This window comes from Acinetobacter faecalis (assembly GCF_034187745.1).
Lineage (GTDB): Bacteria > Pseudomonadota > Gammaproteobacteria > Pseudomonadales > Moraxellaceae > Acinetobacter > Acinetobacter faecalis.
This window is the reverse complement of sequence record NZ_JAXHPF010000003.1, coordinates 120,416-137,962: the sequence shown is the minus strand read 5'-3', so window position 1 is coordinate 137,962 and position 17,547 is coordinate 120,416. Positions and strand designations below refer to the sequence as shown.

Annotated in this window: 17 protein-coding genes; 7 read left to right on the top strand and 10 right to left on the bottom strand. The window is 35.9% G+C overall.

The annotated features are described in order from the left end of the window. Window positions 1–56: 56 nt before the first annotated feature. The gene (locus SKM54_RS04265) at window positions 57–755 is read right to left on the bottom strand and encodes a DUF1826 domain-containing protein (RefSeq protein ID WP_321094320.1); all 699 of its coding nucleotides are present in this window, start codon (window positions 753–755) and stop codon (window positions 57–59) included. 188 nt (window positions 756–943) lie between these two features. Here SKM54_RS04265 and mdh point away from each other — a divergent pair, with 188 nt between their 5' ends. Continuing rightward, window positions 944–2,116 (top strand): iron-dependent methanol dehydrogenase, encoded by a 1,173-nt coding sequence (gene mdh, locus SKM54_RS04260; protein ID WP_248101026.1) that lies wholly within the window; start codon window positions 944–946, stop codon window positions 2,114–2,116. 218 nt (window positions 2,117–2,334) lie between these two features. Here mdh and SKM54_RS04255 read toward each other — a convergent pair whose 3' ends face one another. Beyond that, window positions 2,335–3,513 carry a transcriptional regulator gene (locus SKM54_RS04255; RefSeq protein WP_321089815.1) on the bottom strand — a complete coding sequence of 393 codons (1,179 nt, stop codon included), beginning with the start codon at window positions 3,511–3,513 and terminating at the stop codon, window positions 2,335–2,337. Window positions 3,514–3,716: 203 nt separating this feature from the next. Between SKM54_RS04255 and exaC the strand changes: the two genes are divergently transcribed. Continuing rightward, window positions 3,717–5,228 (top strand): acetaldehyde dehydrogenase ExaC, encoded by a 1,512-nt coding sequence (gene exaC, locus SKM54_RS04250; protein ID WP_321087263.1) that lies wholly within the window; start codon window positions 3,717–3,719, stop codon window positions 5,226–5,228. A 78-nt stretch (window positions 5,229–5,306) separates the two neighbouring features. Here the strand turns inward: exaC and SKM54_RS04245 are convergent, their stop codons facing one another. Further along, the gene (locus SKM54_RS04245) at window positions 5,307–6,221 is read right to left on the bottom strand and encodes a LysR substrate-binding domain-containing protein (protein ID WP_321094318.1); all 915 of its coding nucleotides are present in this window, start codon (window positions 6,219–6,221) and stop codon (window positions 5,307–5,309) included. Between the two features lie 151 nt (window positions 6,222–6,372). On the opposite strand from SKM54_RS04245, the gene SKM54_RS04240 reads away from it, so the two are divergent. From SKM54_RS04240 to SKM54_RS04225, 4 genes are all read left to right on the top strand, one after another. Continuing rightward, window positions 6,373–7,122, top strand: coding sequence for an SDR family NAD(P)-dependent oxidoreductase (locus SKM54_RS04240; RefSeq protein ID WP_321094315.1), 750 nt, complete (start codon window positions 6,373–6,375; stop codon window positions 7,120–7,122). A 76-nt stretch (window positions 7,123–7,198) separates the two neighbouring features. Further along, the gene (locus SKM54_RS04235) at window positions 7,199–8,497 is read left to right on the top strand and encodes an MFS transporter (protein WP_248101010.1); all 1,299 of its coding nucleotides are present in this window, start codon (window positions 7,199–7,201) and stop codon (window positions 8,495–8,497) included. A 14-nt stretch (window positions 8,498–8,511) separates the two neighbouring features. Next, window positions 8,512–9,357 (top strand): transketolase, encoded by an 846-nt coding sequence (locus tag SKM54_RS04230; protein WP_321087255.1) that lies wholly within the window; start codon window positions 8,512–8,514, stop codon window positions 9,355–9,357. A 59-nt stretch (window positions 9,358–9,416) separates the two neighbouring features. Further along, window positions 9,417–10,376, top strand: coding sequence for a transketolase family protein (locus SKM54_RS04225; RefSeq protein ID WP_407060924.1), 960 nt, complete (start codon window positions 9,417–9,419; stop codon window positions 10,374–10,376). Window positions 10,377–10,484: 108 nt separating this feature from the next. On the opposite strand, the gene SKM54_RS04220 is transcribed toward SKM54_RS04225, so the two are convergent. The 3 genes from SKM54_RS04220 to ybaK form a co-directional block, all read right to left on the bottom strand. Further along, complete coding sequence (locus SKM54_RS04220) at window positions 10,485–10,721, bottom strand: VF530 family protein (RefSeq protein WP_321089821.1); 237 nt, start codon at window positions 10,719–10,721, stop codon at window positions 10,485–10,487. A 257-nt stretch (window positions 10,722–10,978) separates the two neighbouring features. Continuing rightward, a complete protein-coding gene (locus tag SKM54_RS04215; RefSeq protein WP_321094311.1) occupies window positions 10,979–11,737 on the bottom strand; it encodes an alpha/beta fold hydrolase in 759 nt (252 codons plus the stop codon). Between the two features lie 575 nt (window positions 11,738–12,312). Further along, window positions 12,313–12,780 (bottom strand): Cys-tRNA(Pro) deacylase, encoded by a 468-nt coding sequence (gene ybaK / locus SKM54_RS04210; RefSeq protein WP_321094308.1) that lies wholly within the window; start codon window positions 12,778–12,780, stop codon window positions 12,313–12,315. Window positions 12,781–13,083: 303 nt separating this feature from the next. Between ybaK and SKM54_RS04205 the strand changes: the two genes are divergently transcribed. Then, window positions 13,084–13,542 (top strand): lytic transglycosylase domain-containing protein, encoded by a 459-nt coding sequence (locus SKM54_RS04205; RefSeq protein WP_321094549.1) that lies wholly within the window; start codon window positions 13,084–13,086, stop codon window positions 13,540–13,542. Between the two features lie 68 nt (window positions 13,543–13,610). On the opposite strand, the gene SKM54_RS04200 is transcribed toward SKM54_RS04205, so the two are convergent. From SKM54_RS04200 to SKM54_RS04185, 4 genes are all read right to left on the bottom strand, one after another. Next, the gene (locus tag SKM54_RS04200) at window positions 13,611–13,964 is read right to left on the bottom strand and encodes a YnfA family protein (protein ID WP_321094305.1); all 354 of its coding nucleotides are present in this window, start codon (window positions 13,962–13,964) and stop codon (window positions 13,611–13,613) included. Between the two features lie 87 nt (window positions 13,965–14,051). Beyond that, window positions 14,052–16,328, bottom strand: coding sequence for an ATP-dependent Clp protease ATP-binding subunit ClpA (clpA, locus tag SKM54_RS04195; protein ID WP_154773055.1), 2,277 nt, complete (start codon window positions 16,326–16,328; stop codon window positions 14,052–14,054). A gap of 9 nt (window positions 16,329–16,337) precedes the next feature. Continuing rightward, window positions 16,338–16,754 (bottom strand): ATP-dependent Clp protease adapter ClpS, encoded by a 417-nt coding sequence (gene clpS, locus SKM54_RS04190; RefSeq protein ID WP_154773056.1) that lies wholly within the window; start codon window positions 16,752–16,754, stop codon window positions 16,338–16,340. An 18-nt stretch (window positions 16,755–16,772) separates the two neighbouring features. Continuing rightward, window positions 16,773–17,519, bottom strand: coding sequence for a DUF6776 family protein (locus SKM54_RS04185; RefSeq protein ID WP_321094303.1), 747 nt, complete (start codon window positions 17,517–17,519; stop codon window positions 16,773–16,775). Window positions 17,520–17,547 lie beyond the last annotated feature (28 nt).

Here is a 17,547-nt window from a genome sequence, read left to right as displayed (position 1 = left end):
TGGGCTTTTTATTACTTTATAAATAGTCGCTAATATTTGCTCAGTTTTATATTCAATTAGCAAATAAGTAACAAGCGATATTCACCATCGTTTTCTTTAGGCGCTCTATGTACGCAAGGTAAAACACTTTGTGTTGGATGATCAACCGCTAAACGCCATAAATGTCCTAAACCTAAATTTACAGGTTTTGCATTAGGTTTTGGCTCATAATGTAAATCAAAAAAATACTCTTCTAAAAACTGATCAAATTCAGCTTCAGAGCCATCATGCAACGCTTTTAATTTTTCTCTGATCTCAGGAATTAGAATTTTTTGTTCAACCTGATCATTAGATACAATGTCACTTGCAGCGCCGTGATATGTACATAAAAAAGTATCTGTTTCTATAGGCGAACGATCTACATGAAATGAATAAACATCTGTTGAAATAAAGTCGAGTTCATCATCGCGTTCATAACATTTAAGCAAATTTAAAGAAGGGGAAGCGCCAAATTCTGTTAATAGCGCTATATCGTTTAAAATTGTTTTTCGAGCCAAATTTCCATTTTCAGAAAGGCTTAAAGCCATTAAATCTTCAATTGAAATTTCTGTAATGTTTTCTTCTAAAGAAAGTTTAGAGGCAATTTCTTTAAAATCGCCAGATAAATCTCGCTGCCAACATATGGCATTATTTAAGCCCTGAAATTTTGTAGTAACAAGTTCAAGGAAGCTATTTACGACTTTAATTTGTGGATGAGCTGAAAATGTAGTGTGCATGCTAAAAACGAGATCATTCTGAATAGTTCACATCATACAGGCAGTTTTCTAGAAATGATGCATGCTTGAGAAACATGGATTAAGAGAAGGTAGGTTTTTAGTAGGTAGGATTATCTTTTACTTCATTGAATACTCTAATTACGGTGAGGGTCACCGATAATATAACGAATGGTAGAAGGAATCGAACCATGGCTTTTAAAAATATTGCAGATCAAACGAATGGATTTTACATTCCATGTATTTCACTTTTTGGTCCTGGTTGTGCGAAAGAAATTGGTCGCAAAGCTCAAGATTTAGGTGCGAAGAAAGCTTTGATTGTAACTGATGCAGGTTTATTTAAATTTGGTGTTGCAGATATTATTGCAGGCTACTTAACAGAAGCGAATGTAGAAAGCCATATTTTCCCAGGTGCAGAGCCTAACCCAACAGATACTAACGTTCATAAAGGCGTTGATGCTTATAACCAAAATGGTTGTGATTTCATTGTATCTTTAGGTGGTGGTTCATCGCATGACTGCGCTAAAGGTATTGGCTTAGTAACTGCGGGTGGTGGTCATATTCGTGATTATGAAGGCATTGATAAAAGTAAAGTACCGATGACACCGCTTATTGCCGTAAACACTACAGCAGGTACAGCATCTGAAATGACACGCTTTTGTATTATTACCAATACAGACACGCATGTGAAAATGGCAATTGTAGATTGGCGCTGTACACCACTCATTGCAATTGATGACCCTAAACTGATGCTAGCGAAACCTGCAGGTTTAACTGCTGCAACAGGAATGGATGCTTTAACCCATGCAATTGAAGCTTATGTATCTACCGCCGCAAACCCAATTACCGATGCTTGTGCAGAAAAAGCAATTACCATGATTAGCGAATGGCTTAGTCCAGCAGTAGCAAATGGCGATAACCTTGAAGCACGTGATGCAATGAGCTATGCACAATATCTTGCAGGTATGGCATTTAATAATGCATCTTTAGGTTATGTTCATGCAATGGCACATCAACTTGGTGGATTCTACAATTTGCCGCACGGTGTTTGTAATGCCATTTTATTACCGCACGTTTGTGAATTTAACTTAATTGCTTGCCCAGATCGTTATGCGAAAATTGCTCAATTGATGGGTGTGAACACAGAAGGATTAACTGTAACTGAAGCAGCTTATGAAGCAATTGGTGCAATTCGTCAGCTTTCATCTTCAATTGGTATTCCGTCAGGTTTAGCAGAGTTAAATGTTAAAGAAGAAGATTTAGCTGTTATGGCTGAAAATGCTCAAAAAGATGCGTGTATGTTAACAAATCCACGTAAAGCAAATCATGCACAAGTTGTTGATATATTCAGAAATGCAATGTGATTTTTTAATTAAGAAATTGCTTAGTATTTAATTTATATTTCATTTGTCCTGTTTTATTTCATTGTCATAAAGAAGACTATTTTTTGTGATGATTGGAGTAAAGCAGGGCTTTTGCATTAAAGCAATATAACATTTATGAGCACATATCATCTTTAATTAAGTAATTACATTTTTTCATTCATTTAACTAAAAACAATAAATACTGAATTTTCAATATTCTAAATATTTTTATATTTTAGATATTTATGATGAATAGGATGTGTTTTGGGTATTAATTCAATTAAACGTTCTACAGCATCAATTGCTTCTGGGAAATGTGCGACATGCTTTAAAAGTACATCAGTTTCATTGGCTTTAAAAATTGCATCGCTTAAACGTGATTCTAAACAATCTCGCCAAGCACACAAAAATGGACTTTCGGTTTTAGCAAGAAACACGCCTGTACAAAGCTTCAAAGCGGAATCGACATAGCCTGCATCTAAAGACTGTTCTGTAAGTAAGAAATCTGCTTCTACATGCGCCAATAGGCGATAGGGTCTAGAACCCAACATACCTCCAAGTACATCACGTAATTGAGACATTTCAGCTTTTAACGTTCCCATACTTACTTTGCGTTCGCCGTATAATGCTTGATGTAAAGTATCTAAACTTAGACCTTGAGGACATAAAGCCAAAATCGTTAAAATTTCAATTTGACGTGGCGTTAAAACTAAAACTCGACCATTAAAAAGAACCTGCGGAACTGAAAAAGCTCGAATAAATAACGTTTGTTTTTGATATTCCAATAAAGCAGATTGAATAATTGTGGCACAACGTTCAGCAGCTAGTAGGGCTAAACTATTGTGTTTTTGCCATGTTGTAGAAAGGTCAATAACACCTAAAATTTGTTTTGAATAGGGATCAATAATTGGGGCTGCATAACACACCCAATCATGAATTGAAGGCATATAGTGTTCGCTAGAAAATACACAGCTCGATTGTTGTGTTTTCAGACTAAGTGCTAAAGCATTTGTACCCACTAATTCTTCACGCCATTGTCCACCTTCAATAAAATGCACACTTTCTGCGGCACTTCTCATTTGAGGACTAGATGCAGACCAAATAATAGTACTTCCAATATCGCCGACAGCTAAAACCATTGAAGACTGCTCAGCAATATGTTTTAAATTTTCAGCACAATGTTCCAAAGCACGAGTTAAGGTTAAGGAAGATGTATCAGCTTTTTCATCTTTTAGTGGTGCAGCCAAACGATCTTTTGGAATTTTTGCATGAGATGAGCGTTGCCAAGAACTGAATATACTTTCTTCCAGTTGCTCAGCATGATTAGGAGATAAACTATTGTTTTCTCTTAATCGATCAATATTATGTCTTTTTTGTATTAACTCTTGTTTGGTCATCTGTCCTTGTTCTCATAAAAAATTCTAATTCGCATCCACTCTCATGATTATTTTTATGTAGATATTACAAAATTTATAGAGCTTAAAGCTCCAACCTTTTTCCAACCTTATCTATGTTATCTTAATTAAATAAGGTAAAAGTGTACCTTATACCAAAGCTGTAGAAGTGGCTTAATAATAGTAAATAAGTAAAGGAAATACATATGCGCTACATCGACCCTAATCAACCTGGTTCAAAAGTTAATTTTAAAAGCCAATATGAGAACTTTATTGGTGGACAATGGCGAGCTCCTGTAAAAGGAGAATATTTTGATAATATTTCTCCAGTAGATGGAAAAGTATTTACTAAAGTACCACGTTCTAGTGTTGAAGATATTGAACTCGCACTTGATGCGGCACATAAAGCTAAAGCTCAATGGAATAAATCTTCTCCAACCACTCGTTCTAATTTACTTTTAAAAATTGCAGACCGTTTAGAAGAAAACTTAGAATTACTTGCTGTTGCTGAAACTTGGGACAACGGTAAGCCAATTCGTGAAACGCTTGCTGCCGATATTCCATTGGCAATTGATCATTTCCGCTATTTTGCAGGCTGTATTCGTGCGCAAGAAGGTGGAATTTCTGAAATTGATGAAGATACCATTGCGTACCATTTCCATGAGCCTTTAGGTGTTGTTGGGCAAATTATTCCATGGAACTTCCCAATTTTAATGGCGACTTGGAAGCTTGCTCCAGCACTTGCAGCAGGTAACTGTATTGTACTTAAACCCGCAGAACAAACGCCTGTTAGTATTTTAGTTTTAGTCGAACTTATTCAAGATTTATTACCTGAAGGGGTTCTAAACGTTGTAAATGGTTATGGCGTTGAAGTTGGTCGTCCATTAGCAACAAGCCCTCGTATTGCAAAAGTTGCCTTTACAGGTTCAACTGCTGTAGGTCAGCAGATCATGCAATATGCGACAGAAAATATTATTCCAGTAACACTTGAATTAGGTGGAAAATCACCAAATATTTTCTTTGAAGATGTAATGGCGCAACAAGATGATTACCTAGAAAAAGCGCTTGAAGGCTTTACAATGTTTGCCCTTAACCAAGGTGAAATTTGTACTTGTCCATCTCGTGCATTAGTACAAGAAAGCATTGCAGATCAGTTCTTAGAATTGGCTGTTGAGCGTGTTAAACGTATTAAAACAGGTCATCCATTAGATACTACAACAATGATTGGTGCACAGGCATCGCAAGAACAACAAGACAAAATTTTGGGTTGTATTGCGACAGGACGTTCTGAAGGCGCACAATTATTAACAGGTGGTAATGAGCGACATGATGTTGGTCAAGGTTTCTATATTGAGCCAACAATTTTAAAAGGTACAAATAACATGCGTACTTTCCAAGAAGAAATTTTTGGTCCAGTACTTGCGGTAACAACGTTTAAAGACTTTGATGATGCAATTAAAATTGCCAATGATACGATTTATGGTTTAGGAGCAGGAGTGTGGTCACGTTCTGCACATACGTCTTACCGTGCGGGTCGTGCAATTGAAGCTGGTCGAGTATGGACAAACTGTTACCATCTTTATCCTGCGCATGCTGCTTTCGGTGGCTATAAAAAATCAGGTATTGGTCGTGAAAACCATAAGATGATGCTCGATCATTATCAACAAACTAAAAACCTATTAGTAAGTTACTCTACTAAGCCTATGGGTTTCTTCTAATTTGAATAATTGATGTAATTTAAAGCGAACTTCGGTTCGCTTTTTTAATGACGAGGAGTTATGGGCCGTAGAAGTTATTCATTCACTCTGTTTATTAATTTCATCATTAATCCAGTGTAAAAAATGATTCACTTTATTAATATTCTCATGCGTGCGAGGATAAACTAAATGATGTGCGGATATAGGGATAGATAAATCGTCTGGAAATACTTTTACTAACTTGCCAGTTTCTAAATAATTTTGTGTAAGAAGATTACTTTCAAGAACAAAACCTAATCCATTTGTTGCTGCTTCTAATGACATATAAGAACGATCAAAACTAAAAGCATAAGGAATCTCAGGAATACTCAATCCTTGATGAGCAAACCATTGAGGCCAAGTTATTAATGTTGATCTCGATAAAATTAACTCACTTTTCAATAAATCTTTTGGTGTAATTGCTGGACTGCGTTTAAGTAGTTTTGGTGAGGCAAGAACTTCCAATTTTTCACTTCTAATGGTTCTAATTTCAACGCCTGTCCAGTTAGGAGTTCCATGACGTATATCGATATCTATTTTATCTCTTGTAAAATGAAGGGTTTCATAAGAGCAAGATAAGTTTACTTGAATTAGTGGAAATTTCTCTTTAAATGATTCCAGTCGCGGAAGTAGCCAAAGTAATCCAAAACTTGGAGAAGAATGAATATATAAACTATCTTTTGGACTTTTCTCGGCAGCTTTTTCTGTAGCTAATGTAAGACTATGCAAAATATTAGTAATATCTTGAAAATATCGCTCACCAGAAGTTGTTAATGTGACACCTCTCGCTCCACGAATAAACAGATTTTTCCCAATTAATTGTTCTAATTTCGCAATCTGATGGCTAACAGCCGATGGTGTAAGATTCAAAATTTCCGCAGCTTTTGCCACATTACCCAAACGAGCTGTTTGTTCAAATGCTTGTAATGTTTTAACTGAAGGGACTTGATTGTAATTTTTTTCAGTATTAATCATAAAAATATCCATATTTCTATTAAATTTGTATTCAAAATATCATAGACATGAATAAAATTCATGCCTTGTTGAATTCAACTTTATTGCTCCAAGTCTTATAAAAAGAGAGTCTAGATATGAACTAAATAAAGTAACTCTAGGGGAAGTTAAAATGTTACTACAAGGGAAGGTAGCGTTAATTACAGGTGCAGCATCAGAGCGCGGTATTGGTCGAGCAACAGCCGAGACTTTTGCGAAGCAAGGTGCAAAAATTATTATTGTCGATTTGGATATTATCCAAAGCCAAAAAGCTGCAAAAGCTCTAGGTGAAGGGCATTTGGGCTTAGCTGCAAATGTTGCAAATGAAGAGCAAGCACATGCAGCAGTTGATCAAGCTCTTCAGCAATATGGAAAAATTGATATCTTAGTAAATAATGCAGGTATAACTCAGCCTGTAAAAACACTTGATATTAAAAGAAATGACTATGACCGAATTTTAGATGTAAGTCTACGTGGCACGCTCATAATGTCTCAAGCAGTTATCCCATCAATGAAGGAAAGTGGAGGAGGAAGTATTGTTTGTTTATCTTCAGTTTCAGCACAACGTGGTGGCGGTATTTTTGGTGGTCCACACTATAGTGCTGCAAAAGCAGGTGTTTTGGGATTAGCGAAAGCTATGGCACGAGAATTTGGTTCCGATAATATTCGTGTGAATTCTCTTACTCCGGGGCTTATTCAAACAGATATTACGAGTGGATTAATGAATGATGATAGACGTCATGACATTCTGGCAGGAATCCCATTAGGTCGCTTAGGTCAAGCTCAAGATGTTGCAAATGCTGCATTATTTCTAGCGAGTGACTTATCAACATATCTAACCGGCATAACACTAGATGTAAATGGCGGAATGCTTATTCATTAAAAACTATATTATTGAATAATAAATAGAATTAAGACTACAAGAGGATATTGTAGTCTTAGATAAAGGGACTCATTAAATGGATACTATACTTTCATCTGATACAGATACTATTCGTAAATCTGCATATCGGAAAATTGCATTTAGGCTAATGCCATTTTTAATGCTTTGTTATTTCTGTGCTTACTTAGACCGAGTAAATGTTGGTTTTGCCAAGCTTCAAATGATGAGTGATTTACAGTTTAGTGAAGCTGTATATGGTTTAGGTGCCGGCATCTTCTTTTTAGGATATTTTTTATTTGAAGTACCTAGCAATATTGTTCTTCATAAGGTTGGAGCTCGCCGTTGGATTGCTCGAATTATGATTACATGGGGTATTTTGTCAGGTTGTTTCGCTTTTGTAGAAACAGAATGGCAATTTTATACCTTACGTTTTTTACTAGGTGTTGCTGAGGCTGGTTTAGCGCCTGGTTTACTGCTTTATCTTACATATTGGTTTCCATCTTATCGTCGTGCCCGTATGACCGTATTGTGGTTCATCGCAATTCCAATTTCAGGAATGATTGGTGGTCCATTATCAGGTTTAATCATGGATCAAATGAATAATGTTCAAGGATGGCATGGTTGGCAATGGATGTTTGTACTTGAGGCATTACCTACAGTCATAGTTGGTTTCTTTGTATTGGCTGTATTAAAAGATTCTGTTCAAGATGCACATTGGTTAACAAGTGCTGAGAAAAATTTAGTCCAGCGTGAAATTGCACAAGATAATGAGCAAAAAGAAGGGCATAACGGAATTAAAGATTTCATCCGAGATAAGCGCTTATGGTTATTAGCATGTATTTATTTCTGTGTCGTAATGGGGCAATACGCGATAACGTTCTGGCTTCCAACTTTAGTTCGAAACTCAGGTATTAGTGATAATTGGCATATTGGCTTATTAACAAGCTTACCTTATATGTGTGCAATTGTTGTAATGCTATTGGCCGGTCGCAGCGGAGATCATTTTAGAGAGCGTCGTTGGCACTTAGTTATACCCATGTGTGCTGGTGCTGCTGCACTTACTTTAGCAACATTATTTGCCTCAAATTTAACGTTATCACTCATCTTCTTATGCATAGCTGCTTCAGGTGTTCTTGCTGCATCTTCATTATTTTGGATGTTACCAACTAATTTTTTAGGTGGTGTTTCTGCCGCAGCAGGCATTGCAGGTATTAATAGTTTTGCTAACCTCGCAGGATTTTGTTCACCATTCTTAATTGGTTGGATTACAACAAATACAGGCTCAAATGCTATTGGAATGTTCTTAATTACAGCAGTTTTACTGATCGGTGCGACCTTAGTGCTACGTGTTCCGGCAAAACTTGTTAATCGCTAATAAGAGAAAATATCATGTTAAAAATTAATAGATTGCATCAAATTACTGAATTAAAACAACGTGCTTACAATATTCGTCAACATGCTTTACGTATGGGGCAAGTACAAGGTCAAGGGTACGTAGGCCAAGCGCTAGGTGCAGCAGATTTACTTGCCGTTTCTTATTTCCACGCAATGAAATATCAGCCAGAGAACCCAGAGTGGGAAGGGCGTGACCGATTTTATCTTTCTATTGGTCATTATGCGATTGCATTATATGCAGCCCTCATTGAAGCAAAAGTTATTCCTTTGGAAGAGTTAGAAACATACGGATCTGACGACAGTCGATTACCAATGTCAGGAATGGCGTCATATACACCTGGTATGGAAATTACAGGTGGATCTTTAGGTCATGGTTTAGGAATTGCAGTTGGAGCATGTTTGGGTTTAAAACAGAAAAACTCAAATGCTTTTGTTTATAATTTATTGTCAGATGGTGAGTTAAATGAAGGATCTACATGGGAAGCAGTGATGTCTGCATCACATTGGAAGTTAGATAATTTAATTGCGATTATTGATGTTAATAATCAACAAGCAGATGGACATTCTAGCGACATTCTAGCTTTTGAACCAATTGTAGATCGTTGGGAATCATTCGGTTGGTATACCCAAAGAGTTGATGGTAATGAGGTTGAGGATTTGCTAGAAGCATTTGATAATGCAAGAAATCACAAAGGAAAGAACCCAAGAGTAATTATTTGTGACACCAAAATGGGGAAAGGCGTTTCATTTTTAGAAAGCCGTGAAAAAACACATTTCATTCGTGTGGATGAACATGAATGGGATGAAGCTTTAAATATTCTAACCCACTATGGTAAATAAGGAGAGCACAAGTGAGTACAGTAGAAAATTTACCTAAGAAAAAACTTACAACTTCAGCAATGATTGCGTCAATTGCTAATGAAGGACAACCCACAAAATCTGCACCGTTTGGACATGCATTAAATGCTTTAGCAAAAGAGAATTCTAGTGTGGTTGGTTTATCTGCAGATTTATCTAAATATACGGATTTACATATCTTTGCAAAAGAAAATCCAAATAAATTTTTCCAAATGGGTATGGCTGAACAGCTTTTAATGAGTGCAGCAGCTGGATTGGCACGAGAAGGATTTATTCCTTTTGCAACAACTTATGCCGTATTTGCATCTCGTCGTGCTTATGACTTTATCTGTATGGCAATTGCAGAAGATAACCTTAATGTCAAAATTGTAGCGGCTCTTCCAGGTTTGACTACAGGATATGGTCCAAGTCATCAAGCTACAGACGATATTGCAATTTTCAGAGCAATGCCAAATCTTATGATTATTGATCCATGTGATGCATTAGAGATTGAACAGGTGATACCTCAGATTGCGGCTCATCAAGGGCCAGTTTATATGCGTCTTTTACGAGGTCAAGTTCCACTCGTGTTAGATAAATATAATTACCAGTTTAAACTTGGTAAAGCTCAAGTTATTAAACCAGGCAAGGATATTTTAATTATCTCGACAGGATTGTTAACTATGCGAGCTCTAGAGGCTGCAGAGGAACTTGAAAAAGAAGGCATTGAAGTTTCAGTTTTGCATGTACCAACAATAAAACCTTTAGATGAGAAAACAATTTTAAATGAGGTTTCTAAAGGTGGGCGACCAGTTCTTAGCGCTGAAAATCACTCTGTAATTGGCGGTTTAGGAGAAGCTGTTGGAACGCTTCTTTTAAGAAATGACCTACATCCACAGTTTGATATGATTGGTTTACCTGATGCATTTTTGGATGCTGGCGCTTTACCAACACTGCATGATCGATATGGAATTTCAACAGAAGCAGTCAAGGATAAAATTAAAAAACACTTAAAATCTTAAAATTAGTTCATCGCTAAATTAAGCATAATGTTAATAACATTATGCTTAATTTTACACAAATAGTCATTTTGTTTATTTAAGTTCAATATAGCTGCTAAATTTTGATGTTTACGGTTTCTGTTTAGCTTTTTGGCGTAAAACATACAAATATAAGTTTTCTACTTTTTCACGTGCCCATGGTGTGGTGCGTAAGAATCGTAATGATGATTTAACACTTGGATCTATACAAAAACATCTAACTTCAATTTTATGGCTTAAACCTTCAAAACCACCGTAGTAATCCAGCAATTCATCCAAAATGTCAGCAAGCTTTTTGCCGTGTAACGGGTCATTGGAAGAGTTCATAACAGATCAACATTTTCAGGTAGGTCATCATTATAACCTGAGCGAACTGAAATATGAGAGCGTTAAAGTTTAAACGTAATTAAGATGGAAAATTACCGATCGTTGAATTCTAATATTTAGGAGATCATTATAAATAGTATGCGAATAGGCAATTTACATACTATTCTATTTAACATAATATACATTATACGAAATGTTTAATACTTTAAAAAATGCACCTATATATGTAGCTCTAGATGCATTTATAAATGAATAGATTAAATAAAACTTTGAATGTGTTCTAACACTTCATTTGTTTTTTCAGCATGTAACCAATGACCTGCACCATCTACCGTAACAATAGTTGCATTTGGAAATTGTGAATAGACAGCTTGTTGCTGTGCTTCTTGCGCTAAATATGGTGAAACGCCACCACGAATGAAAATTGCAGGAACTTCGCTATGCACAGTATCCCAAGCTAAAATGTTTGAGTAATTGTCATAAAGTGCTTTTACGTTAAACAGCCAATGACCTTTACTAAATGATTTCATTAAAAATTGAATAACCATTTCTTCTTTTAAATGATTACGCATAATGCTTAGGGCTTCTTGACGAGATTCAATCTGAGCGTTTTCTACAGCAAATAATGCTTCAAAAATTTTGTCATGATTGCGCTGTGTAGCTGCGTAAGGTGCCATATCCAGCACAATTAGCTTTTCTAAACGATTTTGTGCAAGCTCAGCCAGTTTCATGGAAATTTTTCCACCCATTGAGTGACCAACGACAATAAAGTTTTGAATATTTAAATGATCCAATGTTTCTAGGACATCTTGCGCCATTAAAAGATAGTTTATTTCACTAGAATGTTCAGATTTCCCATGATTACGAACATCAATTTGAACAACATGATGCGTTTGAGTAAATCCCCTTGCTAGCATGCCTAAATTACTTAAACTTCCAAATAAACCATGTATAAATACAATGGTTTTAGCATCACTAAAGTTTGGGTTTTTATTGATTTCATAATGAAGAAGCATAAATGTAATAGATTTTGGATTTTTAAGATGGTTTATTATAGTTGATATTTAAATTTTGAAGAAAATAAAATTTTACTTAGGCTATTTCTATGTGTTATTTTTTAGACTTTTCAATCAAACCTTACTAACGCTTTATTGTGAATGTTCATTACCATTCAAACAGTTATAAAAGCATATTTTCAGAATTCGTAGCAATAAAAAGAACTATGTTTACAAATGCAAAGCCTAATTTTAGTGCCTAACTAGCAATACTTTGAGTGATTCATTAATCTTTATTTAATCTATTTACGTTTAATGACACATGGTTTTCTCTTTGAAAAATGCTTTTAAGGCCACCCTCTTTCAAACAAAAAAATTGTTAAAATTCCATCAAAATTGCTTAGGCTATTTAGAGAAATAGAGATATTAACAGCGCTTTATTGTTTAGATATTTTAATGAACTTTGATTTTATAGCGTATATATCCCCGAGCATTTTTTAACTTTCATAATTATTGTAAATTTCAACTAAATAAAGCTTATTTCTCAACCATAAAATAAGCCTCGCTTTAATTAAAAACCATTCCTGAATTATTGATTAAACATCTAATATATCTGCAAAACTTGCACCTAATACTTTTGCTAAATCTTGAGGGTTTAATCCAATATCTAAGCCACGTTTACCACCACTTACATACACTTTATTCAACGATTCTGCCGTTACATCAATAACTGTTTTAAGACGTTTTTTCTGACCGATAGGACTAATTCCACCAACTAAATATCCTGTTAAACGTTCAGCATCTTTAGGGTCTGCCATGTGCAATTTTTTACAACCTAATGCAGTCGCAACTTTCTTTAAATTTAGTTGATGATTCACAGGTAATATAGCAACGAAATAGGTTTTATCGTCTGTCACCATTAATGTTTTAAACACCACATGAACATCTAAACCTAACTTTTCAGCTGCTTCTAAACCAAAACTTTTGGCATTCGTATCGTGTTCATATTCATGAATGCTGTATTCAATTTTATTCGATTTTAAAATTTTACATGCAGGTGTCATTGGTCTTTCAATTAGAAATCATGAGGAATTAATTATAAGCTTTTTAAGTAGTCTTGTTAATTTCTAAAGCCTTAATTTAAATCAATTCCTGTAAACAAACTCTATAAAATCGTTGCGAATATATGCTTGACGCTAAACATAAGCTTTACTTATATTTGTACGCAATATTTGGCTGAGTTGGTTTGAATTTTGTTTACTTTTAAAAGCGTTAATTTCTTTCGTAAAATAACAAAATCTGATGTTTTGAAAATTGTAGGTGTCTCTTTAGCTGCAATTTCTTTTACAGGATGTTCATCACTAGGAATGGGTTCTGTAGAAAAACGTGCTACAAAATTATCTGCTGGAATTCAACATGCGTATTCTGTAAATCCAACCACAGCAAATCGCGTTTCACCTATTATTGTGGCAACTGCTGACCGTTATGATATGGATCCCCTACTTATTGCTGCGCTTATTCGCCAAGAATCATCTTATAGACCAACTGTTGTTTCAAATGCAGCAGCTGTTGGCTTAACACAAGTCATTCCACGTTATTGGCAAAATATTTGCCCTGGCGATTTATTTGATGAAGCTGCCAATGTAAATTGTGGTACCTATGTTTTGAAAAAGTATGAAGCATCTGCAGGTAGCATGCCAAAAGCTTTGGCTTATTATAACGTTGGCCCAACGGGTTATAACACCAATCGTAAAATGAAAAAACAAGGTAAACGCTACGCTAAACAAGTGAAACAGCATAGAAAAGACTTAAAACATGCACTTTAATTTAGTGTCGTTTTAAACAAAAAAAGGATGCATTTAAGCATCCTTTTTTAATAGTTAGCTCATTAGTTTTAACGAATAAGACCTTGTGGTTGTAAAACAATAATCGTTGCGCCAATAATTACAACCAAGCCACCCATAATATCCCAACGGCTTAAACTGACATGATCGACATATTTAAGCCATATTAATGCTGTGAAAATATAGATTCCGCCATAAGCTGCATAAATACGACCAGATGCAGCAGGATGTAAAGTTAATAACCACACAAACACGGCGAGACTAATTGCAGTAGGAATCCACAACCAATGGCTTTTTCCTTGATTTAAAATTAAATACGGGAAATAACATCCTAATATTTCTGCAATAGCCGTAATAAAGAACAAAAAGAATGTCGTGATTATTTTTGTGATTTGAAAATCCATACATATACCTCACAACATTTACTTTTATTGGGTTCAATAAAAATAACCCGTGCTTGCACGAGTTATTTTTATTAATTTAAAACTGTATTAAGCAGGTTCAGCTGTTTGATCTTCAAAAACTGCGAGTTTCAAGCCTACAGCTTTACCTTTTTCTTTTTTCACAGTTACGGCAACATTACCGCCATTTTCAGCCAATTCACCAAACAAAATCATTTCAGCTAAAGGCTTTTTCAAATGTTCTTGAATTAAACGCTGCATTGGTCTTGCACCCATTAAACGATCGTAACCATTTTCTGCAAGCCATGCACGCGCTGCTTTACCCACTTCAAGAATCACTTTTTTATCATCAAGTTGCGCTTGAAGCTCTGTTAGGAATTTATCAACTACATTTTCAATAACAGTCGTTGGCAAGGCTTTAAATTGAATCACACTGTCTAAACGGTTACGGAATTCAGGCGAAAATGCTTTTTTCATTGCATCCTGATTGTCATTGCTGTTGTCTTGTTCCATGAAACCAATATTAGTACGTGAAATGCTTTCTGCACCAATATTCGTTGTTAAAACAATAACCACATTACGGAAATCTGACTTACGACCGTTATTATCGGTTAATGAGCCATGATCCATAATTTGCAACAACAGATTAAACACATCAGGATGTGCTTTCTCAATTTCATCTAGCAATAAAACACAATGCGGATTTTTATGAATTGCATCAGTCAGCAAACCACCCTGGTCAAATCCTACATAACCAGGAGGCGCACCAATTAAACGTGATACTGCATGACGTTCCATGTATTCCGACATATCGAAACGGACAAGCTCTACACCTAGCTGTTTAGCCAGTTGTTTAGTCACTTCGGTTTTACCAACACCTGTCGGACCTGCAAATACAAAACTACCAACAGGCTTATCTGGTGCTTTTAAGCCTGCACGCGACAGTTTAATTGCAGAAGCTAATGCGACAATTGCATCATCTTGACCAAATACAACACGTTTAAGATCACGCTCAAGATTCGCAAGTACAGTCTTATCATCTTTAGATACTGTTTTTGCAGGAATTCGTGCAATTTTAGACACAATATCTTCAACGTTTTCAACTGTAATTAATGTGCCGTCTTGTTCTGCTTTTAAACGGCGCTGTGCACCGGCTTCATCAATCACATCAATTGCTTTATCTGGCAAGAAACGATCATTAATGAATTTAGCTGAAAGTTCTACTGCTGTAACAATCGCTTTATCGTCGTATTTCACATGATGAAACTCTTCAAACTTAGATTTCAAGCCACGTAAAATATCAATCGTTTCTGAAATAGAAGGTTCATTTACATCAATCTTTTGGAAACGACGTGATAATGCATGATCTTTTTCGAATACTTGGCGATATTCTTGGAACGTTGTAGATCCAATGCAACGTAAAGTACCATTTGAAAGCGCAGGTTTAATTAAGTTTGATGCATCCATTGTGCTGCCCATACTCGAGCCTGCCCCAATAATCATGTGAATTTCATCAATAAACAAAATTGCTTCTGGTTTTTTCTTTAAAACATTTAAAAGTTGCTTTAAACGCTTTTCAAAATCACCACGATATTTTGTTCCTGCAACCAATGCACCAATATCTAAACTATAAACTTCAGCATTTGCTAAAGGCTTAGGTGCTTTACCATTCACAATTAACCAAGCCAAACCTTCAGCAATTGATGTTTTACCAACACCAGGATCACCTACCAATAAAGGATTGTTTTTACGGCGACGACATAAAATTTGCGCTGCGCGTTCAATTTCCTTTTCACGGCCAATTAAAGGATCGGTTTTACCTTTTTGTGCTTCAGCATTTAAATTAAGCGTATATAGCTCTAAAGGCCCTGCATTAGAGGATGATAGTTGCTCACCATCAACATCTTCAACTTCTTCCTCTGTATGCTCTTCTTGCTTATGTGCACCATGAGAAAGATATTGCGTTAATGTAAGGCGATTAATTTGATGACGTTTTAATAAATATACCGCAAATGTATCTCGCTCTGAGTACATCGCAACTAGAACATCTGCACCTTCAACCGTGCGATCTCCGCCACTTGATTGAACGTGGAAAATTGCACGTTGTAAAATACGGTCAAAGCTTTCTGTAGGATGTGGTGCTAAATCGCTATCTTCAGGCAATTTAGGTGTATTTTGTTCTGCAAATTCTTCTAATTCTTTACGCAGTCCAATAATATCTGCGCCACATGCTTTTAAAGCATTAACCGCAGAGTCGTTATCTAATAATGCCAATAACAAATGTTCAACTGTCAGAAACTCATGTCTCTTTTGACGAGCCATGCTAACAGCCAAACGTAATGATACTTCTAGTTGTCGACTTAGCATGTGATCCCCTTAATTTTTAGGCTCTATCTGACAAAGTAAAGGATGACCTTGTGCTCGAGCGTAATTATTGACTTGGTTCGCTTTGGTTTCCGCAATATCTCGTGGATATACGCCAGCAATACCTTTTCCTTCATAATGTACAGTTAGCATTACTTGAGTAGCTTGGTCAAGATTCATTGCAAACTTTTCTTGTAAAATTTCAATAACAAAGTCCATTGGTGTGTAATCGTCATTCAAAAGAACAACAACATACATTGGCGGACGTTTAAATTCGGGCGGTGCAGTCTGTACAACTGTATCGCCTTCTTCTTCATGGTTCTCATCTTGCATATTCGTACGAATATTCAAATGCCAATCGACAAAACCCGACTGAGAAAATCCATTTTTAATTTCAGTCAAACAAATTTGACGTTTTAAATTACTCATATTTAATTCAAATACACACTATTGAGCTGTTGCTTTGACTTGCGGAATTTCAGCAACATTTGTTGAAACTGCATCTACAGGTTTTCCTTTAGTCCAACTAAAGCGTTTTACAATTGAAGATGAACCTGTAACACGTACTTCAATAAATTGTGGCGTGAAGCCTTTAGGCATAGTCCATCGCCCTGTTAAGCGTTGAAAATCATGAAAATCAAAACTTGAACTTTCCATTGGCAACACAAGCACTTCAGAACCTTGTATTAAGCGTAGCTCTACAACACCTGTTGCTTTCGTTCTAATTGGGCTTACTTGTACCAAATCAATTTGATATTCATAAGAACGATCGGCTAATGGCTTAACACCCAAGTTTTGAACAGTTAGGCTTAATCCACCACGCTGTCTAAGCACTTCACGGTAAATAGTTAACATACCGTCAGTTTGAATTTTATCTGCATTCGCTTGTGTAACTTGGGCAAATAAATCATTTGAATTGCTAATTGCAACATCACGCTCTTGAACTGCAGCGTTTAGAGATTTATTTAAAGCTTCTAAACGTTCTTTCTGCACACCTACAACTTCTACAAGCTGTTGCGCATCGGCATCATAACCAGCAACTGTTATACCCTGACGATGACCAACGCTATAACCTAATAAACCACTACCTAAAATCAGAACAGCTGCACCGACTACAATTGGCATATTGCCGTGTAAATAGAGCTTTTTTGACTTTATTTGTTTTTCTTGAGTCTCAGATTCAATGTTGCTCATCGCCATCTCTTTTAAATATTTTTTCAAA

Bases quoted from the DNA above. Each gene is read 5' to 3' on its own strand.
- ybaK (WP_321094308.1), bottom strand. From the start codon at position 12,780: ATGACACCTGCATGTAAAATTTTAAAATCGAATAAAATTGAATACAGC.
- SKM54_RS04230 (WP_321087255.1), top strand. From the start codon at position 8,512: ATGTTAAAAATTAATAGATTGCATCAAATTACTGAATTAAAACAACGT.
- mdh (WP_248101026.1), top strand. From the start codon at position 944: ATGGCTTTTAAAAATATTGCAGATCAAACGAATGGATTTTACATTCCA.
- SKM54_RS04185 (WP_321094303.1), bottom strand. From the start codon at position 17,519: ATGAGCAACATTGAATCTGAGACTCAAGAAAAACAAATAAAGTCAAAA.
- SKM54_RS04265 (WP_321094320.1), bottom strand. From the start codon at position 755: ATGCACACTACATTTTCAGCTCATCCACAAATTAAAGTCGTAAATAGC.
- SKM54_RS04220 (WP_321089821.1), bottom strand. From the start codon at position 10,721: ATGAACTCTTCCAATGACCCGTTACACGGCAAAAAGCTTGCTGACATT.
- SKM54_RS04205 (WP_321094549.1), top strand. From the start codon at position 13,084: ATGGGTTCTGTAGAAAAACGTGCTACAAAATTATCTGCTGGAATTCAA.
- SKM54_RS04200 (WP_321094305.1), bottom strand. From the start codon at position 13,964: ATGGATTTTCAAATCACAAAAATAATCACGACATTCTTTTTGTTCTTT.
- exaC (WP_321087263.1), top strand. From the start codon at position 3,717: ATGCGCTACATCGACCCTAATCAACCTGGTTCAAAAGTTAATTTTAAA.
- clpS (WP_154773056.1), bottom strand. From the start codon at position 16,754: ATGAGTAATTTAAAACGTCAAATTTGTTTGACTGAAATTAAAAATGGA.
- clpA (WP_154773055.1), bottom strand. From the start codon at position 16,328: ATGCTAAGTCGACAACTAGAAGTATCATTACGTTTGGCTGTTAGCATG.
- SKM54_RS04240 (WP_321094315.1), top strand. From the start codon at position 6,373: ATGTTACTACAAGGGAAGGTAGCGTTAATTACAGGTGCAGCATCAGAG.
- SKM54_RS04245 (WP_321094318.1), bottom strand. From the start codon at position 6,221: ATGATTAATACTGAAAAAAATTACAATCAAGTCCCTTCAGTTAAAACA.
- SKM54_RS04215 (WP_321094311.1), bottom strand. From the start codon at position 11,737: ATGCTTCTTCATTATGAAATCAATAAAAACCCAAACTTTAGTGATGCT.
- SKM54_RS04225 (WP_407060924.1), top strand. From the start codon at position 9,417: ATGATTGCGTCAATTGCTAATGAAGGACAACCCACAAAATCTGCACCG.
- SKM54_RS04235 (WP_248101010.1), top strand. From the start codon at position 7,199: ATGGATACTATACTTTCATCTGATACAGATACTATTCGTAAATCTGCA.
- SKM54_RS04255 (WP_321089815.1), bottom strand. From the start codon at position 3,513: ATGACCAAACAAGAGTTAATACAAAAAAGACATAATATTGATCGATTA.